Origin of the sequence: Sorangium sp. So ce128 (assembly GCF_051525245.1) — a bacterium.
In the GTDB taxonomy this organism is placed as follows: Bacteria; Myxococcota_A; Polyangia; order Polyangiales; family Polyangiaceae; genus Sorangium; species Sorangium cellulosum_B.
Genome location: NZ_CP150313.1, coordinates 10,369,688 through 10,386,875 on the forward strand (window position 1 = coordinate 10,369,688; position 17,188 = coordinate 10,386,875).

At 69.5% G+C, this 17,188-nt stretch carries 16 protein-coding genes; 11 read left to right on the forward strand and 5 right to left on the reverse strand.

What is annotated here, in order from left to right; genetic code table 11:
* The first annotated feature begins 11 nt into the window (after positions 1–11).
* From WME82_RS39260 to WME82_RS39275, 4 genes are all read left to right on the forward strand, one after another.
* The gene (locus tag WME82_RS39260) at positions 12–1,565 is read left to right on the forward strand and encodes a hypothetical protein (RefSeq protein ID WP_438039500.1); all 1,554 of its coding nucleotides are present in this window, start codon (positions 12–14) and stop codon (positions 1,563–1,565) included.
* A gap of 169 nt (positions 1,566–1,734) precedes the next feature.
* On the forward strand, positions 1,735–2,544 hold the full coding sequence (locus tag WME82_RS39265) for a hypothetical protein (RefSeq protein ID WP_438039501.1): 810 nt from the start codon (positions 1,735–1,737) through the stop codon (positions 2,542–2,544).
* A 59-nt stretch (positions 2,545–2,603) separates the two neighbouring features.
* Positions 2,604–3,869, forward strand: a complete 1,266-nt coding sequence (locus WME82_RS39270) for a glycosyltransferase family 4 protein (protein WP_438039502.1) — start codon at positions 2,604–2,606, stop codon at positions 3,867–3,869.
* Complete coding sequence (locus tag WME82_RS39275) at positions 3,866–5,422, forward strand: heparinase II/III domain-containing protein (RefSeq protein ID WP_438039503.1); 1,557 nt, start codon at positions 3,866–3,868, stop codon at positions 5,420–5,422. The genes WME82_RS39270 and WME82_RS39275 overlap by 4 nt, the downstream gene beginning before the upstream one ends.
* Positions 5,423–5,442: 20 nt before the next feature.
* Here WME82_RS39275 and WME82_RS39280 read toward each other — a convergent pair whose 3' ends face one another.
* The 5 genes from WME82_RS39280 to WME82_RS39300 form a co-directional block, all read right to left on the reverse strand.
* Entirely contained in the window at positions 5,443–6,189 is a 747-nt protein-coding gene (locus WME82_RS39280) for a class I SAM-dependent methyltransferase (protein ID WP_437545233.1), read from the reverse strand.
* 55 nt (positions 6,190–6,244) lie between these two features.
* Entirely contained in the window at positions 6,245–7,810 is a 1,566-nt protein-coding gene (locus WME82_RS39285) for a glycosyltransferase family 4 protein (protein WP_437853130.1), read from the reverse strand.
* Between the two features lie 405 nt (positions 7,811–8,215).
* Entirely contained in the window at positions 8,216–8,908 is a 693-nt protein-coding gene (locus WME82_RS39290; protein ID WP_438039504.1) for an SAM-dependent methyltransferase, read from the reverse strand.
* Between the two features lie 376 nt (positions 8,909–9,284).
* A complete protein-coding gene (locus WME82_RS39295) occupies positions 9,285–9,749 on the reverse strand; it encodes a serine O-acetyltransferase (protein ID WP_437741642.1) in 465 nt (154 codons plus the stop codon).
* Positions 9,746–10,852 carry a glycosyltransferase family 4 protein gene (locus tag WME82_RS39300; RefSeq protein ID WP_437741643.1) on the reverse strand — a complete coding sequence of 369 codons (1,107 nt, stop codon included), beginning with the start codon at positions 10,850–10,852 and terminating at the stop codon, positions 9,746–9,748. The genes WME82_RS39295 and WME82_RS39300 overlap by 4 nt, the downstream gene beginning before the upstream one ends.
* 509 nt (positions 10,853–11,361) lie before the next feature.
* Here WME82_RS39300 and WME82_RS39305 point away from each other — a divergent pair.
* The 7 genes from WME82_RS39305 to WME82_RS39335 all read left to right on the forward strand — a co-directional run bounded on the left by WME82_RS39305 (position 11,362) and on the right by WME82_RS39335 (position 17,140).
* The gene (locus tag WME82_RS39305) at positions 11,362–11,889 is read left to right on the forward strand and encodes a MerR family transcriptional regulator (protein WP_437741644.1); all 528 of its coding nucleotides are present in this window, start codon (positions 11,362–11,364) and stop codon (positions 11,887–11,889) included.
* 18 nt (positions 11,890–11,907) lie between these two features.
* Entirely contained in the window at positions 11,908–13,125 is a 1,218-nt protein-coding gene (locus WME82_RS39310) for an IscS subfamily cysteine desulfurase (RefSeq protein ID WP_437719628.1), read from the forward strand.
* A 72-nt stretch (positions 13,126–13,197) separates the two neighbouring features.
* A complete protein-coding gene (gene iscU, locus WME82_RS39315) occupies positions 13,198–13,647 on the forward strand; it encodes a Fe-S cluster assembly scaffold IscU (RefSeq protein WP_437741645.1) in 450 nt (149 codons plus the stop codon).
* Between the two features lie 67 nt (positions 13,648–13,714).
* Positions 13,715–14,191 (forward strand): HesB/IscA family protein, encoded by a 477-nt coding sequence (locus WME82_RS39320; RefSeq protein ID WP_437741646.1) that lies wholly within the window; start codon positions 13,715–13,717, stop codon positions 14,189–14,191.
* 54 nt (positions 14,192–14,245) lie between these two features.
* The gene (gene hscB, locus WME82_RS39325) at positions 14,246–14,776 is read left to right on the forward strand and encodes a Fe-S protein assembly co-chaperone HscB (RefSeq protein WP_438039505.1); all 531 of its coding nucleotides are present in this window, start codon (positions 14,246–14,248) and stop codon (positions 14,774–14,776) included.
* Position 14,777: 1 nt separating this feature from the next.
* Positions 14,778–16,784 carry a Fe-S protein assembly chaperone HscA gene (gene hscA / locus WME82_RS39330; protein ID WP_437741648.1) on the forward strand — a complete coding sequence of 669 codons (2,007 nt, stop codon included), beginning with the start codon at positions 14,778–14,780 and terminating at the stop codon, positions 16,782–16,784.
* On the forward strand, positions 16,784–17,140 hold the full coding sequence (locus WME82_RS39335; RefSeq protein WP_438039506.1) for a 2Fe-2S iron-sulfur cluster-binding protein: 357 nt from the start codon (positions 16,784–16,786) through the stop codon (positions 17,138–17,140). Before hscA ends, WME82_RS39335 begins: the two co-directional genes overlap by 1 nt.
* The last annotated feature ends 48 nt before the right edge of the window (positions 17,141–17,188 follow it).

Genomic DNA, 17,188 nt, shown 5'->3' on the forward strand with positions numbered 1-17,188 from the left:
GAGCGCCGCCGTTGCCCTCGCTGAGACTCCCCCGCGCGCGCGGCGCTGCGCGCCCCCCCGGCGCGGCGCCCGCGCGGCGGGCGAAGACGCCCCTCGGCCGGATGACCGCGACGCTCCTCGTCGGGACGCTGGCGGCCCTCGGCCCGATCCTCGAGGGAGCGCTCGGCGACGGCCGCGGATGGACGATCGGCCTCTTGCTCTTGCTGGCCGCCCCGTCGTTCGCCCGCGCCAGCGGCCCCCGGTTCCATCCGCTGGATCCAGAGACCTACATACCAGCCGCCTATTTCCTCAGCGTCGCCTACTCACCCATCCTGCGCCTCCTCATCTCCCGCGAGTTCTCCCTGTCGAGCCATGAGACGGCAGCCATGCGGGTGGCCTATGCCGGCGCGGTCGGGTGCGCCCTCGCCTGCACCGCGCTGAGCCGGCCCCAGGAAGCACCCGACCTGCAGCGCCTGGTCCCGGCGCACAGGCCCAAGGCGACGCTGGACCAGGACTGGGCCACGATCCTCGTCGGCATGGTGGGCCTGGGGCTCGTGGTCACGTGGATCGCCACGATCGGCGTGGGGCGGTTCTTCTCGATGAACTACGCCTCCAATCACCTCGAGGCGGATGGCAAAGGGCTGCTCACCGGCGGCTGGCATCTCATCGGGGTGGCCGTCGTTTACCTCCTCCTCCGGGTCGTATCGCTCCGCAAGGCGGGGCTGGCCGTGCCGAGGGTGGTCTCGCTCGCGGGGTTCTGCTTCTTCGTGAGCTTCCTGCTCAACACGATCATGGGCCGGCGTGGCCCCCTCGTCTGGACGGTCCTCTCCGTCGCGCTCGCCGTGCATGCCTTCGGCATCCAGATCCGACGCGTATGGCTGGCCATCGGAATGGTGGGCGTCCTCTTCTACGGCATCGTCGTGGAAGGCGCCCGCGCCGAGCAGGGCAGCGGGCTCGACGCGCAGATATCGTCGGCCAGCGCGTACCTCGAGCGGATCGAGAACCCGCTGGAGATCGGAGAGCTCCAGCGCGTCTACGCCAACCTCGTCAGCGTCGTGAACGAGCAGCCGCCCATCATCAGCTACCCAGGCGAGAGCTGGGTGAACGCGTTCCTCATCCTGGTGCCCAAGCCGCTCTGGAGCGAGCGACCGCTCGGCCTCGCGCAGCGATATGCCATGTGGACGGCCCCCGACCTCGCGCGCCGCGGCGCCGGCTTCGCGATGGGCGCCGCCGCCGAAGGGTACCTGAACTTCGGGCTCGCCGGCACGGCCATCGAGATCGCGGTCTTCAGCTCGCTCTTCTTCATGATGCCGCTCCTCGTGGCCGGCGCGCGCGGCTCGCCCCTGCTCGCCCGCGCCGCGGCGGTGAACCTCGCCTCGTTCGCGTACAACCAGTTTCGCGGCGAGCTGACCGCGCTGCTCAAGATCACGGTGTCGCTGGGGATCGCGCTGCTCGCGGCGGTCGTGCTCACCTCGGTGGTCGCGCACCTGCGGCGCGGGCTGGCCGCCCTGGGCCCGACACGCCGGAGCTCCGGGCAGCGCCCGCGCGATCCGCGCCTCGGGCCCTCGTCGGCGCTGGGGCGGTAGCCGCGCCGACCGGGGTTGGCCGGCGCGAGGACAACGCGGGACCGCGCGCCCGCAAGCCGCAGGATGGACCGCGCGGCGCGCGGCGTCGGAACATGAAGAGCGGAGAAGCCAGGTCCCTATCGTCATGAGATTTCCCTTTCGTTTGAACCGTTCAGGCTGGCCGGCGCGCATGCTGCCTCGCAGGGTCTGCTTCCCGGACCCGCGGGCCCTTCTCCGGCCCGAGGAGATCACGTCGCCCGAGGTGTTCTCGGAGCGGATCTCCGTCCTCTTGCTGGGCGGCACCTACAAGACGACGCGGCCGGGCAGGCACCGGCAGAGCGACGCCCTCCTCGTGGGAGCGCTCCGCCAGAAGAGCCCCGTCGTCCTCGATGTCGGTGCCTCCGACGGGAGCACGGCGCTCGATCTGATCACCGCGCTCGGCGACGCCTTCGAGGCGTACTATGTGACGGACAGGGCGCTCTCGCTCCGGGTGCGCGCCGACGACCGCGGGCGCGCGTTCTTCTATGATGCGGACGGCGCCTGCGTCCTCGCCGCCACCCCGCGCTTGCTGTTCTATCCCGTAGCGGCGGGCTCGCGCCGCTGGCCGCGCTGGGTGCTCCCCGGGTGGCGCGGCGCCATCCCGCCGTTCGACCCGGCCTATCCGGAGGTATCGCTCGTCCAGCCGCGGCTCCGCGAGATCGCGCGCCGTGACGCGCGCGTGCGCCTCAGGCCCCACGACATCTTCCAGCCGTGGGACGGCCCCGCGCCGACGGTCGTCAAGGCAGCGAACATCCTGAACCGCGCCTATTTCTCCGACGATCAGATCCGCCGAGCCGCGCGCAATTTCTGGCGCGCGCTCGCGCCTGACGGGCTGCTCCTTGTGATCGACAACCGCGACGCCGAGAAGGCCTCGCTGTTCGCGCGAACGGAGGGCGGCTTCGGGCACATCGACAGCATCCATGGCGGAACCGAGATCAAGGAGCTCATCCTGAGCTGCTGAAGCCCCTCGTTCATCGGCAGCGAAGCTCGCTTCCCACGCACGGACCTCCTGAAGCCCTCATGCGCATCCTCTACGTCTCTCCCTACTTTCCCCCCGAGTCCGGGGCCCCCGCCGCGCGTGTCTCCGAGCTCGCCCGGGCCTGGCGGCGTGCCGGACACGAGGTCACGGTCCTGACGGGCATGCCGAACCACCCGACAGGCGTGATCCCGGCTGCCTATCGAGGTCGGCTCCGCGTGGAGGAGGACTTCCACGGGGTCCGGGTCCTCCGCACCTGGATCTACGCCGCCGCCAACCGGGGCAAGGTGCGCCGCTCGCTCGCGTATGGGTCCTTCGCCCTGTCTGCGCTCTCGCTCGCGCAGCTCGGTTTACCGCAGGCCGACATCCTCATCGCGACGAGCCCCCAGTTCCTCGCGGCCGTGGCCGGCTACGGGCTCTCAAGGCTCCGCGGGCTGCCGTTCGTGTTCGAGGTGCGCGACCTCTGGCCCGAGTCGATCGTGGCCGTGGGCGCGCTGTCGGCCGGGCACGCGGTCGTGCGCGGGCTCACGCGCGTCGAGGAGCACCTCTACGAGGCGTCCGACGGGATCGTGGTCGTCACGCAGAGCTTCCGGGAGCGGCTCATCCAGCGAGGAGTCCGCGCCGACAAGATCGACGTCATCAGGAACGGCGTGGACCTCGGGCGCTTCACCCCCGCCTCGCGCGACACGCCGCTCCGGGAGAAGCTCGGCTTCGGCGACCGCCTCGTCGTGGCGTACGTCGGAACGCACGGCATGGCGCACGGCCTCTCCGCCGTGCTCGATGTGGCGCGCGGCCTGCGCGCCCGCGACGACATTCGCTTCCTGTTCGTCGGCGAGGGGGCGGAGCGGGCCAGCCTGGAGGCGCGCGCCCGGGAGCTCGGGCTCTCCAACGTGACGTTCCTCGGCCCCCTCCCGCGCGATGCGGTCACCGAGGTGTATGCGACCGCCGATATCTGCCTCGTTCCCCTGCGCAAGACCGAGCTCTTTCACACGGTCATCCCGTCCAAGATCTTCGAGATCCTCGCCATGGAGCGGCCCATCGTGATCTCGGTCGACGGAGAAGCGCGGTCCATCGTCGAGGAGGCGAGCGCCGGCGTCTTCGCTCCCCCGGAAGACGTACCGGCCATGACCCGGGCGATCGTCGAGCTCGCCTCTGATCCCGAGCGGCGAAGGCGCATGGGGCCGGCAGGGCGGGCCTACGTGATGCGCTCGTTCGAGCGCGACATGCTCGCGCGCGAGTATGTCGATGTGCTGGAGCGCGTGCTCTCCCGCTCGCGCTCTCGTGAAGGCCGGAGCAGGAGCAAGCGATGAACCTCCCGCGGATCGCCCGCACCCTCGTCCAGCTCCATCCACTGCAGGTCCTCGCCCGCCCGATCGCGCTCGGCCACCGCGCGCTCGGCGGGGGGCCGAGCGCGGCGCTGGCGCCTCGCCTCCGGCCGGGCTTTGCCCCGTCGAGCCCGCGGTTCGCGGCCTTCGCCGACGCGGAGAAGGAGCGCGGGCGCGCGCGGCTGGCCGCCATTCCCGAAGGGTCGCTCCTGCACGCCTACGAGCGCGCCTACGGCTATGAGCTCGGTGCCGAGCCGACCCTCCCCGCCCCTAGCGCGTGGGACGATCCGATCGCGTCACACCCGTTTCCCGCGTCGGTGCGCGCCCGCCGGCTCGCGGCGGCGGCGCGCCTCGGCCGCCCCGGGCTCTCTGCCGAGCTGGCGCGCGCGTGTCGGGCCATCGCGCTTGGCCTCGAGCTTCACCTGCTCGCCAATCACCTCCTGGAGAACGCGATCGGGCTCGTGTGCGGCGGCGCCGTAGCCCAGGGGCCCGAGGCCGAGGCGTGGTGGCGGCTCGGCTCCGCGATCCTGGCGTGGCAGCTGCCGGAGCAATTCCTCGCGGACGGCGGCCATTTCGAGCTCTCCGCGTCGTACCACCTCGCGCTGACGGCCGGGCTGCTCGAAGCCATCGAGCTCGCGCAGGCGGCCGGCCGCGAGGTGCCCGAGCGCTGGAGGACCACGGCGGAGAGGGCGCTCGAGTGGGCCGCCGCCGTGCGCGCGCCGGACGGCTCGTACCCGCTCTTCAACGATGCGTCGCTCGACGCCGCGCCGGAGCTCGACCACGTCCTCGCCCTCGGCGAGGACCTCGGCCTCTTCACGCCGGGCAGGGCCTCCGGTGGCGGGCGGGGAGCGCCCGGCGCGCCGCCGGACGACACGCCGTCGCTCGACCACCTCGCGGCCACCGGCTGGGTGATCCTGCGGTTCGGCGACCGGGCCTGGCTCGCGCTCGACGCGGGGATGGATGGAGCCTCCTATCAGCCCGGGCACGTGCACGCGGACGCGCTCACCTTCGAGCTATGGCTCCGCGGAGAGCGCGCTGTCGTCGACTACGGGGTCTCCAGCTACAAGACCGACGGCGACCGGCAGACCACCCGCTCCACGCGCGTCCACAACACGGTGGAGCTCGGCGACGTGGATTCGAGCGAGGTGTGGAGCGCCTTCCGCGTCGGCCGCCGGGCGCGCGCCGGGGTGCGCAGGCTCGAGCGCGCCTCGGCGCACGTCGCCGTCGAGGCTGAGCACGACGGGTATCGAGCTCTCCCCGGAGCCCCCCGGCATCGCCGGACGGTGGAGCTGTCCGCTCGGGAGCTCGTGGTCCTCGACGACATCCTGGGCGGCAGGACGAGCGCCTGCTCCCGGCTCAGGCTCGACGAGGCCGTCTTGCGACGCCAGCCCATCGAGATCGAGGGCATCCAGCTCACGCCCGAGCGGAGCCCGGGCGTGTGGCACTCCTGCTTTCGGAAGCCCCAGGCGGCCACGGTGTTCTCCGGGCGCGGTGACGTGCGCGACGCCTGGCGCGCCGGCTTTCGCATCCGCTTTTAGACCGGGCGCGTCTTCGTGCGCTACTCGCGGACGAGGCTGCCTGTGAGCGTGATGCGAAAAGGGGCGAGCGCCTCGACCTTGTCGAGCACGAGGTGCAGCGCCAGCGCAGCCTGGTGGAGCCCGGGGATCAACACCGTGTAGCTCGGGTGGTCGACCCCGGTAGCGAGCTTGTCGACGCGGAAGCCCGCGGCCTTCGCGAGGCGCTTCACGGCCCAGACCGTGTTCATGCGGAAGTACGTCGGGTACGGCTTGGCATTGTCGCTGCCGCTCGTCCCGCGCAGCAGCCCGACGTAGAGCGTATGAAACCAGTGCGGCGTGAGGTGGGTCGCGAGGCCCGAATAGGAGAGGAGGTTCGGCGCCGTGAACACGAACCGCCCTCCCGGCCGCAGCAGGCGGTGCGCCTCGCGCAGCACCGCCTCGGGCCGCTCGAGGTGCTCGAGCAGGTGGTCCGCGGCGATCACGTCCGCGCAGCCGTCGGGCAGCGGGATCGACTCGCCGTACGCGCAGATATGCCGCTGCGCCGGGTTGCGCGCGAGCGCCTCCTCATCCGGATCGACCGCGTAGATGGTCTTGCCGTCGAGAGGCACCGTCGCGACCTTGCCGAACCACAGCGGCCCGCAGCCGAGGTGGATGATGTCCGTCGCCGGCGCGACCGCCTCGTCCACGATGCCCTGGTAGACCTTCCAGTAATGCGCATGATCGCTGAAACGATAATAGAGCTCGTTCGTCTTGCAGTTGAGACCAACGATCTTGCGGGCAATATCCACGATATCTCCTCAATCAGTCCGGCGGCACGAACACATCAGCGCGGGATAGCGGCCCTCACACCACCGAGAAGCGCCCGTGCGGGCGCGAATCCCGCGTGCGGGGCGGCGGCCGGCGCAGCAGCAGGCGCTCTGCAGAGTCCACGACGAGCTGCAGCAGCATGTCGGCCTGCGGATTGACCGCGCACTCCTCGCTGTCCCAGCGGAAGCGCAGCTCGACGGTCTCGCCCTCGAGCTGGATCGGGAACACCGCGACCACCGCCTCGCGGAGCTGCTGCGCCGTCGCCGCGTCCTGCTCCCAGCTCCAGGGCTTCACGCGCGCGCTGCCGTTGGCCCCGGCGGAGCTCACCTCGAGCGCGACGAGCTTCGCCTCCTCGGCAAAGCGCTCGAGCACCGGGCGCAGCTTGTCCACGCCGCTCGCGGCCTCGATCTCCATCAGCGCCCACGGCACAGCGCGGCGCAGCGCCTCCACGGTGGCCTCGCGGGCGCGCCGGGGGTCCTGCGGCTGCGCCCCGAAGAGCGGGAGCGAGCCCGCCGTGCGCACCACGATGAAGAGCACCACGCTGCAGGCGACGAGGGCGAACCCGATCTCGAGCGAGCGGCCGACATACGCCACCAGCGCGACAACGGTGAACAGCAGGCTGAGCCCATACAGGATCAGCACCGCGCTGCGATGGGAGTGGCCCTTGTCGAGCAGCTTGTGGTGGATGTGCGAACGATCGGCGGAGAAGATCGGCCGGCGAGCGACATAACGCCGCACCATCGCCGAGATCATGTCGAAGATCGGCAGGCCCAGCGCGAGCAGCGGCACCATGACGGCGAGCGCAGTGCCGCCCTTGTGCGTGCCCACGCCGAAGAGAGGGATCGCGGCCAGCATGAACCCAAGGAACATGCTCCCGGTGTCCCCCATGAAGATCGTCGCGGGGTGAAAGTTGTGAAACAGGAACCCCACGATCGCGCCCGCGAGCGTCGCCGCGAGCAGGCAGATCACCATGTTGCCGGGGTAGCCGCCGAGGTACGCGGTGATGAAGTTCGCGACGCAGGCGAAGAAGCCGACGCCCGCCGCGAGCCCGTCGAGCCCGTCGATCAGGTTGACCGCGTTGATGATGGCGACGAACCACGGAATCGTCACCAGGAACGAGAGCGGCCAGAACGATACATGCCCGAAGTACGGCAGCGTCACGCACTCGAGGCGGAGCCCGAAGGCCCAGGCGATCGACGCGACGAGGACCTGCGCGGCCAGCTTGTGCCGCGCGCGCATTCCCTTCGTATCGTCCCAGGCGCCGACCGCGGCGATCGCCAGCCCTCCAGCCAGCAGCCCCACTACCAGCGAGTGCTGCGAGAACCACATCAGCCCGATTTGCGTCCTCAGCGCGACCAGGATGAACAGCGGCAGCACGAAACCCGCCACGATCGCGAGCCCGCCCAGGCGCGGGACGCGCCGCGTGTGTACGCGTCGCGCGGTCGGTTCATCCACTGCCCCCACCGTCACCGCCAAGCGGCGCGCGAGCGGCGTCGCTGCCCACGAGAGCACCAGCGCCAGAATGACCGCCGTGAGCGTACTTACCATCGCTCGCTCCTCTGGAAATCCCGCACCCCTAAGGTGCGGCGCGGCGGGCGACATTCATAGCTCATCACCATGGCGGACAGCCCGTTGTTGGTGCGCACCTAGTACCCCAAGTCAGCACACGGAACAACCCAGGAGCAGGCTTTGGAATGCGGCGAGCATCTGGAATGTTCCGCTGCCGCTTACAATTTACAGTCACATCGAACAATTTTACCTGTGAGTGTCTACCATGGTGCGTCGACCTGGTGACAATGTCGTTATGCCGGACTCGGCCGTGGCGGGGCTTGCCGTGAAAGCGGAAACGCCTTCATCGGGACAGAGACGTGGCCTCGGCGGGCCCTTTTCGTCCCCGCAGGGCTTGGAGCCCCTCGCGAGGCGCGTGGCGCTCCATAACAGCGATGGAGCCCGCGCCTGGTGTGCGCTTTCTGGCCCGAGACTCCATGGTGTGATGGAGTCGGGCCATCAGCTCTTTTCGGCGACGCAGAAGATGTACGGGGACGTGACGGCGTTCGGTCGGGGAGCCAGGCCGCGTGCGTCGAGCGCCCAGACGAGCTCAGCAACGGCGGAGGCAGCGCCGACCGCCGGCAGGCGGAGCCAGCGTGACCCGATGCTGCCCACGCCGAAGAGGCTGACGTCCAGCGGAAGGATGTAGTCGCTCCGCAGCACATGGAGGCCCGCGTCGCGATGCGCCTTCACCAGCGCCTCGCGATCCAGCGGAACATGAACGTCGTAGGTGGGCCTGTCGGTGACCTTGGCCACCCACCCCACGAGCCCGCGCATGTTCGGGATCTCCGTGACGATGCGCCCGCCTGGGCGCAGGTAGCGCGCGCACGCGCGGAGGCAGCCCGCCGTGTCCTCGAAGTGCTCGACAACGCCGAGCGACACCACCGCGTCGAAGGCGCCCACGAAGCGCTCCGGAGGCTCGAACAGATCGGCGCACACGATCTCGCCAGGGACGCCGGCGCTCGCGAGGATGTCCCGCTCCTGCGCGCAGCCAATCTCGGTATAGTCGAGCCCGCTGACCTGAAAGCCAAACTCACGCGCGAGGTAGGGGAGCCAGGCGGAACGACCACAGCCGATCTCCAGCAGGCGTTGCCCCTTCGTGTCCATGCCCTCGAACGCGCGGACGAACTCCCGATGAAATGCCTGGCGCACGTATTGCCGAAGCCCACGCGCGTGCGGATCCACCGGCTTCGGGAGCGACCGGTTCGACCACACTTGATTCCAATGCGCTTTTCCTGCCTTGTCTCCGGCCGACGACGCCGCGTTGCTCATCACGTCCTCGCTAGGGCAGGGCCGCCGGCGGGGCGGGTGCCTCGCGAAAGGAATCACGGTTTCCCAGCTCGGTCCAGGACAAATCTGGACGGATGTCGCAGCGCGTCGCCCCGGGCGCTCCCCGGCCCGGCGAAGCCAGGGCGCCCGTGGCGATGCAGGCGCGCGCGGGCCACGCGCGCCATGGACGCGCGCCATGGAACAGGGCGCGCGTGGAGATGCGCCCGGTCACGCGGTCCGGCCGACCCGATCCTGCGGATCAGGCGCTCGGGTTATCCAGCTCGTAGTACTTGAGCTTCCTGTCGGACGCGATGATCCTGAACGGATTCCCGGCGACGACGGAGTTGGACGGCACGTCCTTGTTCACGACGCTGTTGGCTCCGATGATCACGTTATCCCCGATGGCGATGTCGCCGAAGATCGCGCTCCCCGCTCCGACATAGACGTCGTTGCCCAGGCGCGGGACGCCCTGGCTGCCGAAGTTTCTCCCTATCGTGACGTTCTGGCAGACGAGGCAGTTGTCGCCGATGACCGTCCTCGTGTGGATCACGACCCCGAGCCCCCAGTAAGCGAGCCTGAAATTCGCCCCGATCGTGGCCGAGGAGGGAACGAAGACCGCGAACACGAACCTGTTCAACCACGTGATGAGCGTGGCGACGAAGGTCAGGTTGTTTCGATAAAAGAAGTTTCCCAGCCGATACAGCAGCACAGAAGGGTTCTTCATAGCGTCGATAACAGGTCTCTGAACTTGGTCACGGCATGACCCATCCTGTTGGTCTGCCTCACCCTCTCGAGCGAGCGCCGCGAGAACTCCTCCAGCAGCGCCGGCTCGCGGAGGACGGTCAGGACCGCCTCGGCGATCTGGCCCGGGCTCCCGACGTCCACCAGGAGCCCATTTCTCCCGGACACCACGAGATCGTTCACGGCGCCCACCCTGCTGGACACGACGGGGACCCCGAGGGCCATGACCTCGAGCAAGGCGTTCGGGAACCCTTCGCTGTGCGAGGTGAACACGCACAGATCGAAAGACGAGATGACCTCGTTCTTGTCCGTCGAGAGCCAGCCCATGTACTCGGTGTTCGCGAGCTGGTTCTCGGCAATGAACCTGCGCACGTTGTCCAGCTCGCTTCCGTCTCCGTAGATCTTGGCGCTGACCGAGGCGTTCGCCCGCTGTAAGAGGAGCATGGCCTCGAGGAAATCGTAAATACCCTTCTGCCGCTCGATCCGGTTGAAATAGAGCAGCCTCAAGGGCCTGTCCATGGCCCGAGGGTATGCCTTGTGTCCCACGTCGCCGAAGCTGGAGTCGGGCAGCCAGTTCTCGATGACGACGAGTTTGTCCCCGTACGCCTCGGGGACCAGGCTCTGGAAGAAGCTCCGCCAGGTTTCGCTCTGGCATATCACGACATCGCAGGATCTCACGACGGCGCTCAGGTACGACCTGTACAGCCTGCTCCTGGCGACGTTGTCGACGATCGGCCCCGAGCGAGGGAAGATGACGACCTTCTTGCCGAGCAGCTTGCCGAGGAGCCCGATCGATCCCTTCTCGACGAAGCTCAGCCCCGAGCTCGAGAACAAGAGGACCGCATCCACCCTAGAGAAGAGCAGCGCCCTGACGCACCTCAGCACCCTCGGCGCGATCCTGTGCAGCCTGCGGCGCGCCGATTGCACCCGGATGCTGTCGAGGGTGGAGTCGACGAGGAGGAAATCGAAATCGTCTTTCAGATCGCTCTCGATCAGAGAGCGACAAGCAAAGTACTGCCCACCCATCTTCCCGTCAGCCGGGGGATTGAACGAGCCCACGAACAGGATTCGTTTCTTGTCTGCCATCGCGTCGCTATCGTCGCGGAGGTGATACCATACCTGTGCGGCGATGGATGGCGGGAACGCCCGTTCGCGGAGCGCCGGGCCGACAGCGCCGGATCGGCGCCGAACGGCCCGCGACCCCAGGAAAGCAGCCAGCCTGCCTCGGCACAGGGCGATGGAGGCGGGCTCTGCAGGCGCGCCCTCCCGCCCCGACCAGCCGCGGCGCAGCCGCCTCTCGCGGCCGCGGCCGGTGGCCCGTGACATTGCCCTCCGGCACCTCGAGCGGCCACCGATTCCGCCTCCTTCCGCTGTTTCACGCTGGCCCCGTACGACCCGGTTGACAGTCTTGGCGCTCCGACCTACAAGGTCCCCAACCCTCACGCGCACGTAAGGGTCATGGTTTCAACCGAGCACGGTTTCGAGCGCGACGGGCCGATGACCATCCGATGACCACCCGCCACCACCTTCCGCTAGCCCACGAGCAAAGCATCGCGGGGCCCGTCACGTCCGGCACGTCCCGAACGGACGACCTGGTGGGGGCTCTCGGTGGCGCCGAGGAGGAGGAGCGCCTCCTTCAGGTGGGGGACATCGCCAAGGCAACCGGGAAAACCGTGCGGGCGATCCACCACTACGAAGAGGTGGGCTTGCTCACGCCGCACGCCCGCTCCAAGGGGCGCTACCGGCTCTACGATCACGCGGCCCTGACCCGCGTCCGGTGGATCGGCAAGCTCCACGACCTCGGCCTGTCGCTGAGCCAGATCCAGCAGATCGTCTCGACCTGGGAGTCGTCCCCCTCGGCCCCCGGCGCGATGGCGCAGATCCGCCACGTCTACCAGCAGAAGCTCGAAGAGGTGCGGGAGCAGGTCGCGCACCTCAAGACCCTCGAGCACGAGCTCGTGGCGAGCCTCGCCTACCTCGACACCTGCGAGGCGTGCGACCCGGCAGAGCTCGTCGCCGCCTGTACGAACTGTAACCTCCACGACAAGAGCACGGCTGAGCCCGAGCTCGTCGCCGGGATCCGCGGCAATGGGCATTGCCGCCACGGCTCGAATCACCGCTGAGCGAGAAACATCATGGCTATCCAGCTTCCGATCTACATGGACTACCACGCGACGACGCCCGTCGATCAGCGTGTCCTCGACGCGATGTTGCCGTATTTCAACGGCAAATTCGGCAACGCCGCGAGCCGGAGCCACGTCTTCGGCTGGACGGCCGAGGAGGCGGTCGGCCACGCTCGCGAGACGCTCGCCAGGTTCATCGGCGCCTCGAACCCCAAGGAGATCGTCTTCACCTCCGGCGCGACCGAGAGCGACAACATCGCCATCAAGGGGGTCGCCGAGTTCTACAAGGACAAGGGCAACCACATCATCACGAGCGTCATCGAGCACAAGGCGGTGCTCGACACCTGCAAGCGGCTCGAGAAGCAGGGCTACGAGGTCACCTACCTCAAGGTCGACAAGTACGGGATGGTCGACCCGGACGACGTCGCCCGGGCGATCACCGACAAGACGATCCTTGTCTCGATCATGCTGGCCAACAACGAGGTCGGCACGGTCCAGCCCATCGCCGAGATCGGAAAGATCACGAAATCGAAGGGCATCCTCCTCCACTCCGACGCGGTGCAGGGGGTCGGGAAGGTCCCGTTCAACGTCGAGCAGATGGGGGTCGACCTCGCGTCGGTGACGGCCCACAAGATCTACGGCCCGAAGGGCATCGGCTTCCTGTACGTGCGCAGGTCGAAGCCGCGCGTCCGCATCACCGCGCAGATGGACGGCGGCGGCCACGAGTTCGGCATGCGGTCCGGCACGCTCAACGTGCCCGGCATCGTCGGGTTCGCCAGGGCAGCCGAGATCCTCATGGAGGAGGGCGAGGCGGAGTCGGCGCGCATCCTGTCGCTGCGCGAGCGGCTCAGGAACCGGCTCTGGAAGGAGCTCGACGCCATCCAGCTGAACGGCTCGCCCGATCGGCGGCTGCCGGGCAACCTCAACGTGTCGTTCAGCTTCGTCGAGGGCGAGGCCATGATGATGGCGATCAAGGACGTGGCGGTCTCGAGCGGCTCGGCGTGCACGAGCGCCAGCCTGGAGCCCTCCTACGTCCTCCACGCGATGGGCATCGGCGACGACCTCGCCCACTCGTCCATCCGGTTCGGGCTCGGGCGCTTCACCACCGAGGAGGAGGTCGACTACGTGGCTGACCTCGTGATCCGGAAGGTGAACAAGCTGCGCGACATGTCGCCCCTCTACGAGATGCACAAAGAGGGGATCGACCTGAACACCGTGCAGTGGGCGGCCCATTGACGAGCGGCGCGGGCGCCGCCGGCCCGACAGAGCAAGGTTTCGAGACGAAAGGAAACGGTCGAGGAGAGAGCCATGGCATACAGCGATAAGGTCATCGAGCACTACGAGAACCCCCATAACGTCGGCACGCTCGACAAGAATGACGAGAGCGTCGGCACCGGGCTCGTCGGCGCTCCGGCCTGCGGCGACGTCATGCGCTTGCAGATCAAGGTCGGCGAGGGCGGCGTCATCGAGGACGCGAAGTTCAAGACGTTCGGCTGCGGGTCGGCCATCGCGTCGTCGTCGCTCGCCACCGAGTGGCTGAAGGGCAAGACGATCGACGAGGCCGAGACGATCAAGAACAGCATGATCGCCGAGGAGCTCCACCTGCCTCCGGTGAAGATCCATTGCTCGGTCCTCGCCGAGGACGCGATCAAGAGCGCCATCGCCGATTTCCGCGCCAAGCAGCAGGCGAAGAGGGAGCTCGCGGGCGCGGCGCCTTCGGTCCCCGCCGCGGCCGCCGCGACGGCGAGCGCGGAGTAACAGCGCCGGGGCTTCGGGGCGGAGGCGGCCCACAGCACCGGAACCGGAACCGGAGAAGGAACGACGCATGCAGAGCAGTGAGCAGACCACGACCAAGGCGGCGGACACCGGGCCGCACGCCGCGCCCGCCGCGACGGCCGACGGCGCGCCCGCGCGCAGCGACGGGGCCTCGGGCGAGCCGGAGGCAAAGTCGAAGCGGACGCTCTCGGTGAGCGACGCCGCGGTGCAGGCCATCCGGGCGCAGCTCGCCAAGCGCGGCACGCCCGAGGGCGCCATCCGGGTCGGGATCCGCGGCGGCGGCTGCTCCGGGTTCTCCTACGTCATCGAGTTCGAGGACAAGCCGCCCCGGTCCGGCGACCTCGTCCTGGAGTTCGCCGAGCCGGACAAGGCGACCGTGCGCGTCTTCTGCGACAAGAAGAGCATCCTCTACCTGGGCGGCTCGGTGCTCGACTGGGAGAAGACGCTCATGTTCCAGGGCTTCAAGTTCAAGAACCCGCACGAGGCGACGCGCTGCGGCTGCGGACACTCGTTCACGGTGGCCTGAGCCGCCGCAGGGAGCGCCCGCCCCGTCTCCGAGGCGCCTTCCCCAGAGCACGCCATGACCGATCCCTTCGATACCCTGGGCGTCGAGCCGCGGTTCGACCTCGACCTGCGCGCGCTGGAGCAGCGCCACCGCGATCTCTCCCGCGCGCTCCACCCCGATCGCTACGCGGGCGCCCCAGCGGCCGAGCGCCGGCTCGCGCTCGGCCGCGCGATCGAGGCGAACGACGCCCTGCGCGTCCTCAAGGATCCGATCCGCCGGGCCGAGGCGCTGCTCCAGCGCGCCGGGGTCGCGCGGGGCGAGGAGGGCGAGCAGAAGGCCTCCCCCGCCCTGCTCATGGAGATGATGGAATCGCGCGAAGAGCTCGCCGAGGCGGCGAAGGGGCACGATCCCGCGCGGATCGCGCGGCTAGGCGAGGCGATGCTCGCGCGCGAGCAGGCGACCCTCACGGCGATCCAGGGCGCCTTCGCCGCCGCAGGGAATGATCCGGAGCAGCTGCAGGGCGTGCTCGCCTTGCTCAGCGAGCTCCGCTACATCCGGCGGTTCCTCGAAGAAGTGAGCGCCATCGAAGAAGAGCTCGCAGATTGAAATGACCCTCCTCGAAATTTTCGACCCCAAGGCAAGGCCCAGCCCGATCGGCATCGATCTCGGGACGACGAACTCGCTCGTCGCCCGCGTGCGCGACGGCCGCCCGGTGGTCATCGACGACTGCAATGGAGAGCGGCTGGTGCCGTCGGTCGTGCACTACGACGAGCGCGGCCGCGCGGTCGTGGGCGACAGCGCGCGGCGGCTCGCGCAGAGCCACCCCCGCGAGACCATCGTCAGCGTGAAGCGCTTCATGGGCCGCGGCGCGAACGATCCGGAGACGCGGCGGCTCGGGCCGTACGAGTTCGCGGAGCCGAAGGGCCCCGACGACGCGAAGAGCGTGCGCTTCAAGGTGCGGGACGCGGTCGTGACGCCCGTCGAGGTGTCGGCGGAGATCTTGAAGGAGCTCCGCACCTCGGCGGAGCGCGAGCTCCGCTCCGTGGGCGGCGCGGTGATCACGGTGCCGGCGTACTTCGACGACGCCCAGCGGCAGGCGACCAAGGACGCCGGCAGGCTGGCCGGGCTGGAGGTGCTGCGCCTGCTCAACGAGCCGACCGCCGCGGCGCTGGCGTACGGGCTCGACAAGCAGCAGAACGGCCTGTTCGCGGTGTACGACCTCGGCGGCGGGACGTTCGACGTCACCGTCCTCCTGCTCGACAACGGGGTCTTCCAGGTGAAGTCCACGGGGGGCGACAGCTCGCTCGGCGGCGACGACATGGACAGGGCGCTCGCGGAGCGGCTGCTCGAGGAGATGGGCGCGACGCGGCGCACGCCCGAGGTGGTGCGGCTCGCGCTCGACACCGCCCGCAGCATCAAGCACGCGCTGACCGACGCGACGCAGATCGAGATCGAGCTGCCCGTGCAGGCGGCCGAGGCGACGGGCGGCCCGGCGTCGAAGCTGGTCACCGTGACCCGCGACGAGCTGAACGCGCTCATCACGCCGCTCCTGGAGCGCACCGGCGTCGCGTGCCGCCGCGCGCTCCGCGACGCGGGCGTCCAGGCCGCGGACCTCGACGGCGTGATCCTCGTGGGCGGCGCGACGCGCGTGCCCCACGTGCGCGACTACGTGGCGCGCCTCTTCGGCAAGGAGCCGCTCAAGGACATCGATCCGGAGGAGGTCGTCGCGCTGGGCGCGGCCATCCAGGCCGACATCCTGGCCGGCTCGATGGATCGCGCGGACGAGGTGCTCCTGCTCGACGTGCTGCCGCTGTCGCTCGGCATCGAGACGATGGGCGGCGTCGCCGAGAAGATCCTGCCGAGGAACACGACGATCCCGGCGGGGGCGCGGCAGGTCTTCACGACCTACGCGGACAACCAGACCGGGTTCGATCTGCACATCGTGCAGGGCGAGCGGGAGCTCGCCGCCGACTGCCGTTCGCTCGCGCGCTTCGTGCTGAAGGGGATCCCGCCGATGCCCGCGGGCATGGCGCGACTCGAGGTGACGTTCCGCGTGGACGCCGACGGCCTGCTCGGCGTGACCGCGCGCGAGCAGACGACGGGGGTCGAGCAGAAGGTCGAGGTCAAGCCGAGCTACGGGCTGACGGACGAGGAGGTCGAGACCATGCTCCTCGCGGCGCTGGACCACGGGGAGGAGGACCTTCTCAAGCGCCGGCTGGTCGAGGCGCGGGTCGAGGGCGAGCGCGTGGCGATGGCGACGCGCAAGGCGCTCTCCGCGGACGCCGATCTGCTGGATCCCGGTGAGCGCGAGGCGATCGAGGGCGCGCTGAAGGGCCTCGACGCGGCGATCCGCGGGGACAAGCCGGGGCTGATCCTGGCGCGCACGGAGGCGCTCGACGAGGCGACGCACGGGTGGGCAGGGCGGCGGATGGACCGCGCCGTGGCCAGGGCGATCGCGGGCAAGCAGGTCGAGGACGTCGAGGCGAAGGTCGCCGCGGCGAAGGGCGTGGACGCGCACCTGGCCGAGCACGGCGGGGACGACGCGAGCCACGCGCAGGTCGAGGCGGGCGGCGCTGGCGCGGCGAAGGCCGGCGTCGAGGCGAGGAGGAGCTGATGGCCAAGGTCCGATTTCTGGCGCACGGACGCGCGTGGGAGGTCGAGGCCCCGGTGGGCTCGTCCGTCCTCCAGGCGTCGAAGTCCGTGGGCGCGCCCGAGGGCGACGCATGCGGCGGCGTCTGCGCGTGCTCCACCTGCCACGTCTACGTCACGAAGGGGCGCGAGCTCCTCAGCGAGGCCGAGGAGGACGAGGAGGACATCCTCGACAAGGCCTTCGACGTCCGGTCGACGAGCCGCCTCGGCTGTCAGGCGAAGATCTTGAGAGACGGCGATATCGAGGCGGAGATCTCCCGCGAGAGCCTCGACGCTTTCTACAACGAGCACCCGAACGTGAAGGATCCGCGCAAGGGCTGAGCCCCCGGCGCGGGCCGAGCAGCGCGAGCCGCCCGGCGCGATCAACCC

Excerpts from the sequence above, each read along its gene's own strand:
- WME82_RS39335 (WP_438039506.1), top strand. The coding sequence starts at position 16,784 with ATGGCCAAGGTCCGATTTCTGGCGCACGGACGCGCGTGGGAGGTCGAG.
- WME82_RS39295 (WP_437741642.1), bottom strand. The coding sequence starts at position 9,749 with ATGAAGAACCCTTCTGTGCTGCTGTATCGGCTGGGAAACTTCTTTTAT.
- hscB (WP_438039505.1), top strand. The coding sequence starts at position 14,246 with ATGACCGATCCCTTCGATACCCTGGGCGTCGAGCCGCGGTTCGACCTC.
- WME82_RS39270 (WP_438039502.1), top strand. The coding sequence starts at position 2,604 with ATGCGCATCCTCTACGTCTCTCCCTACTTTCCCCCCGAGTCCGGGGCC.
- WME82_RS39300 (WP_437741643.1), bottom strand. The coding sequence starts at position 10,852 with ATGGCAGACAAGAAACGAATCCTGTTCGTGGGCTCGTTCAATCCCCCG.
- WME82_RS39320 (WP_437741646.1), top strand. The coding sequence starts at position 13,715 with ATGCAGAGCAGTGAGCAGACCACGACCAAGGCGGCGGACACCGGGCCG.
- hscA (WP_437741648.1), top strand. The coding sequence starts at position 14,778 with ATGACCCTCCTCGAAATTTTCGACCCCAAGGCAAGGCCCAGCCCGATC.
- WME82_RS39285 (WP_437853130.1), bottom strand. The coding sequence starts at position 7,810 with ATGTCGCCCGCCGCGCCGCACCTTAGGGGTGCGGGATTTCCAGAGGAG.
- WME82_RS39265 (WP_438039501.1), top strand. The coding sequence starts at position 1,735 with ATGCTGCCTCGCAGGGTCTGCTTCCCGGACCCGCGGGCCCTTCTCCGG.
- iscU (WP_437741645.1), top strand. The coding sequence starts at position 13,198 with ATGGCATACAGCGATAAGGTCATCGAGCACTACGAGAACCCCCATAAC.
- WME82_RS39275 (WP_438039503.1), top strand. The coding sequence starts at position 3,866 with ATGAACCTCCCGCGGATCGCCCGCACCCTCGTCCAGCTCCATCCACTG.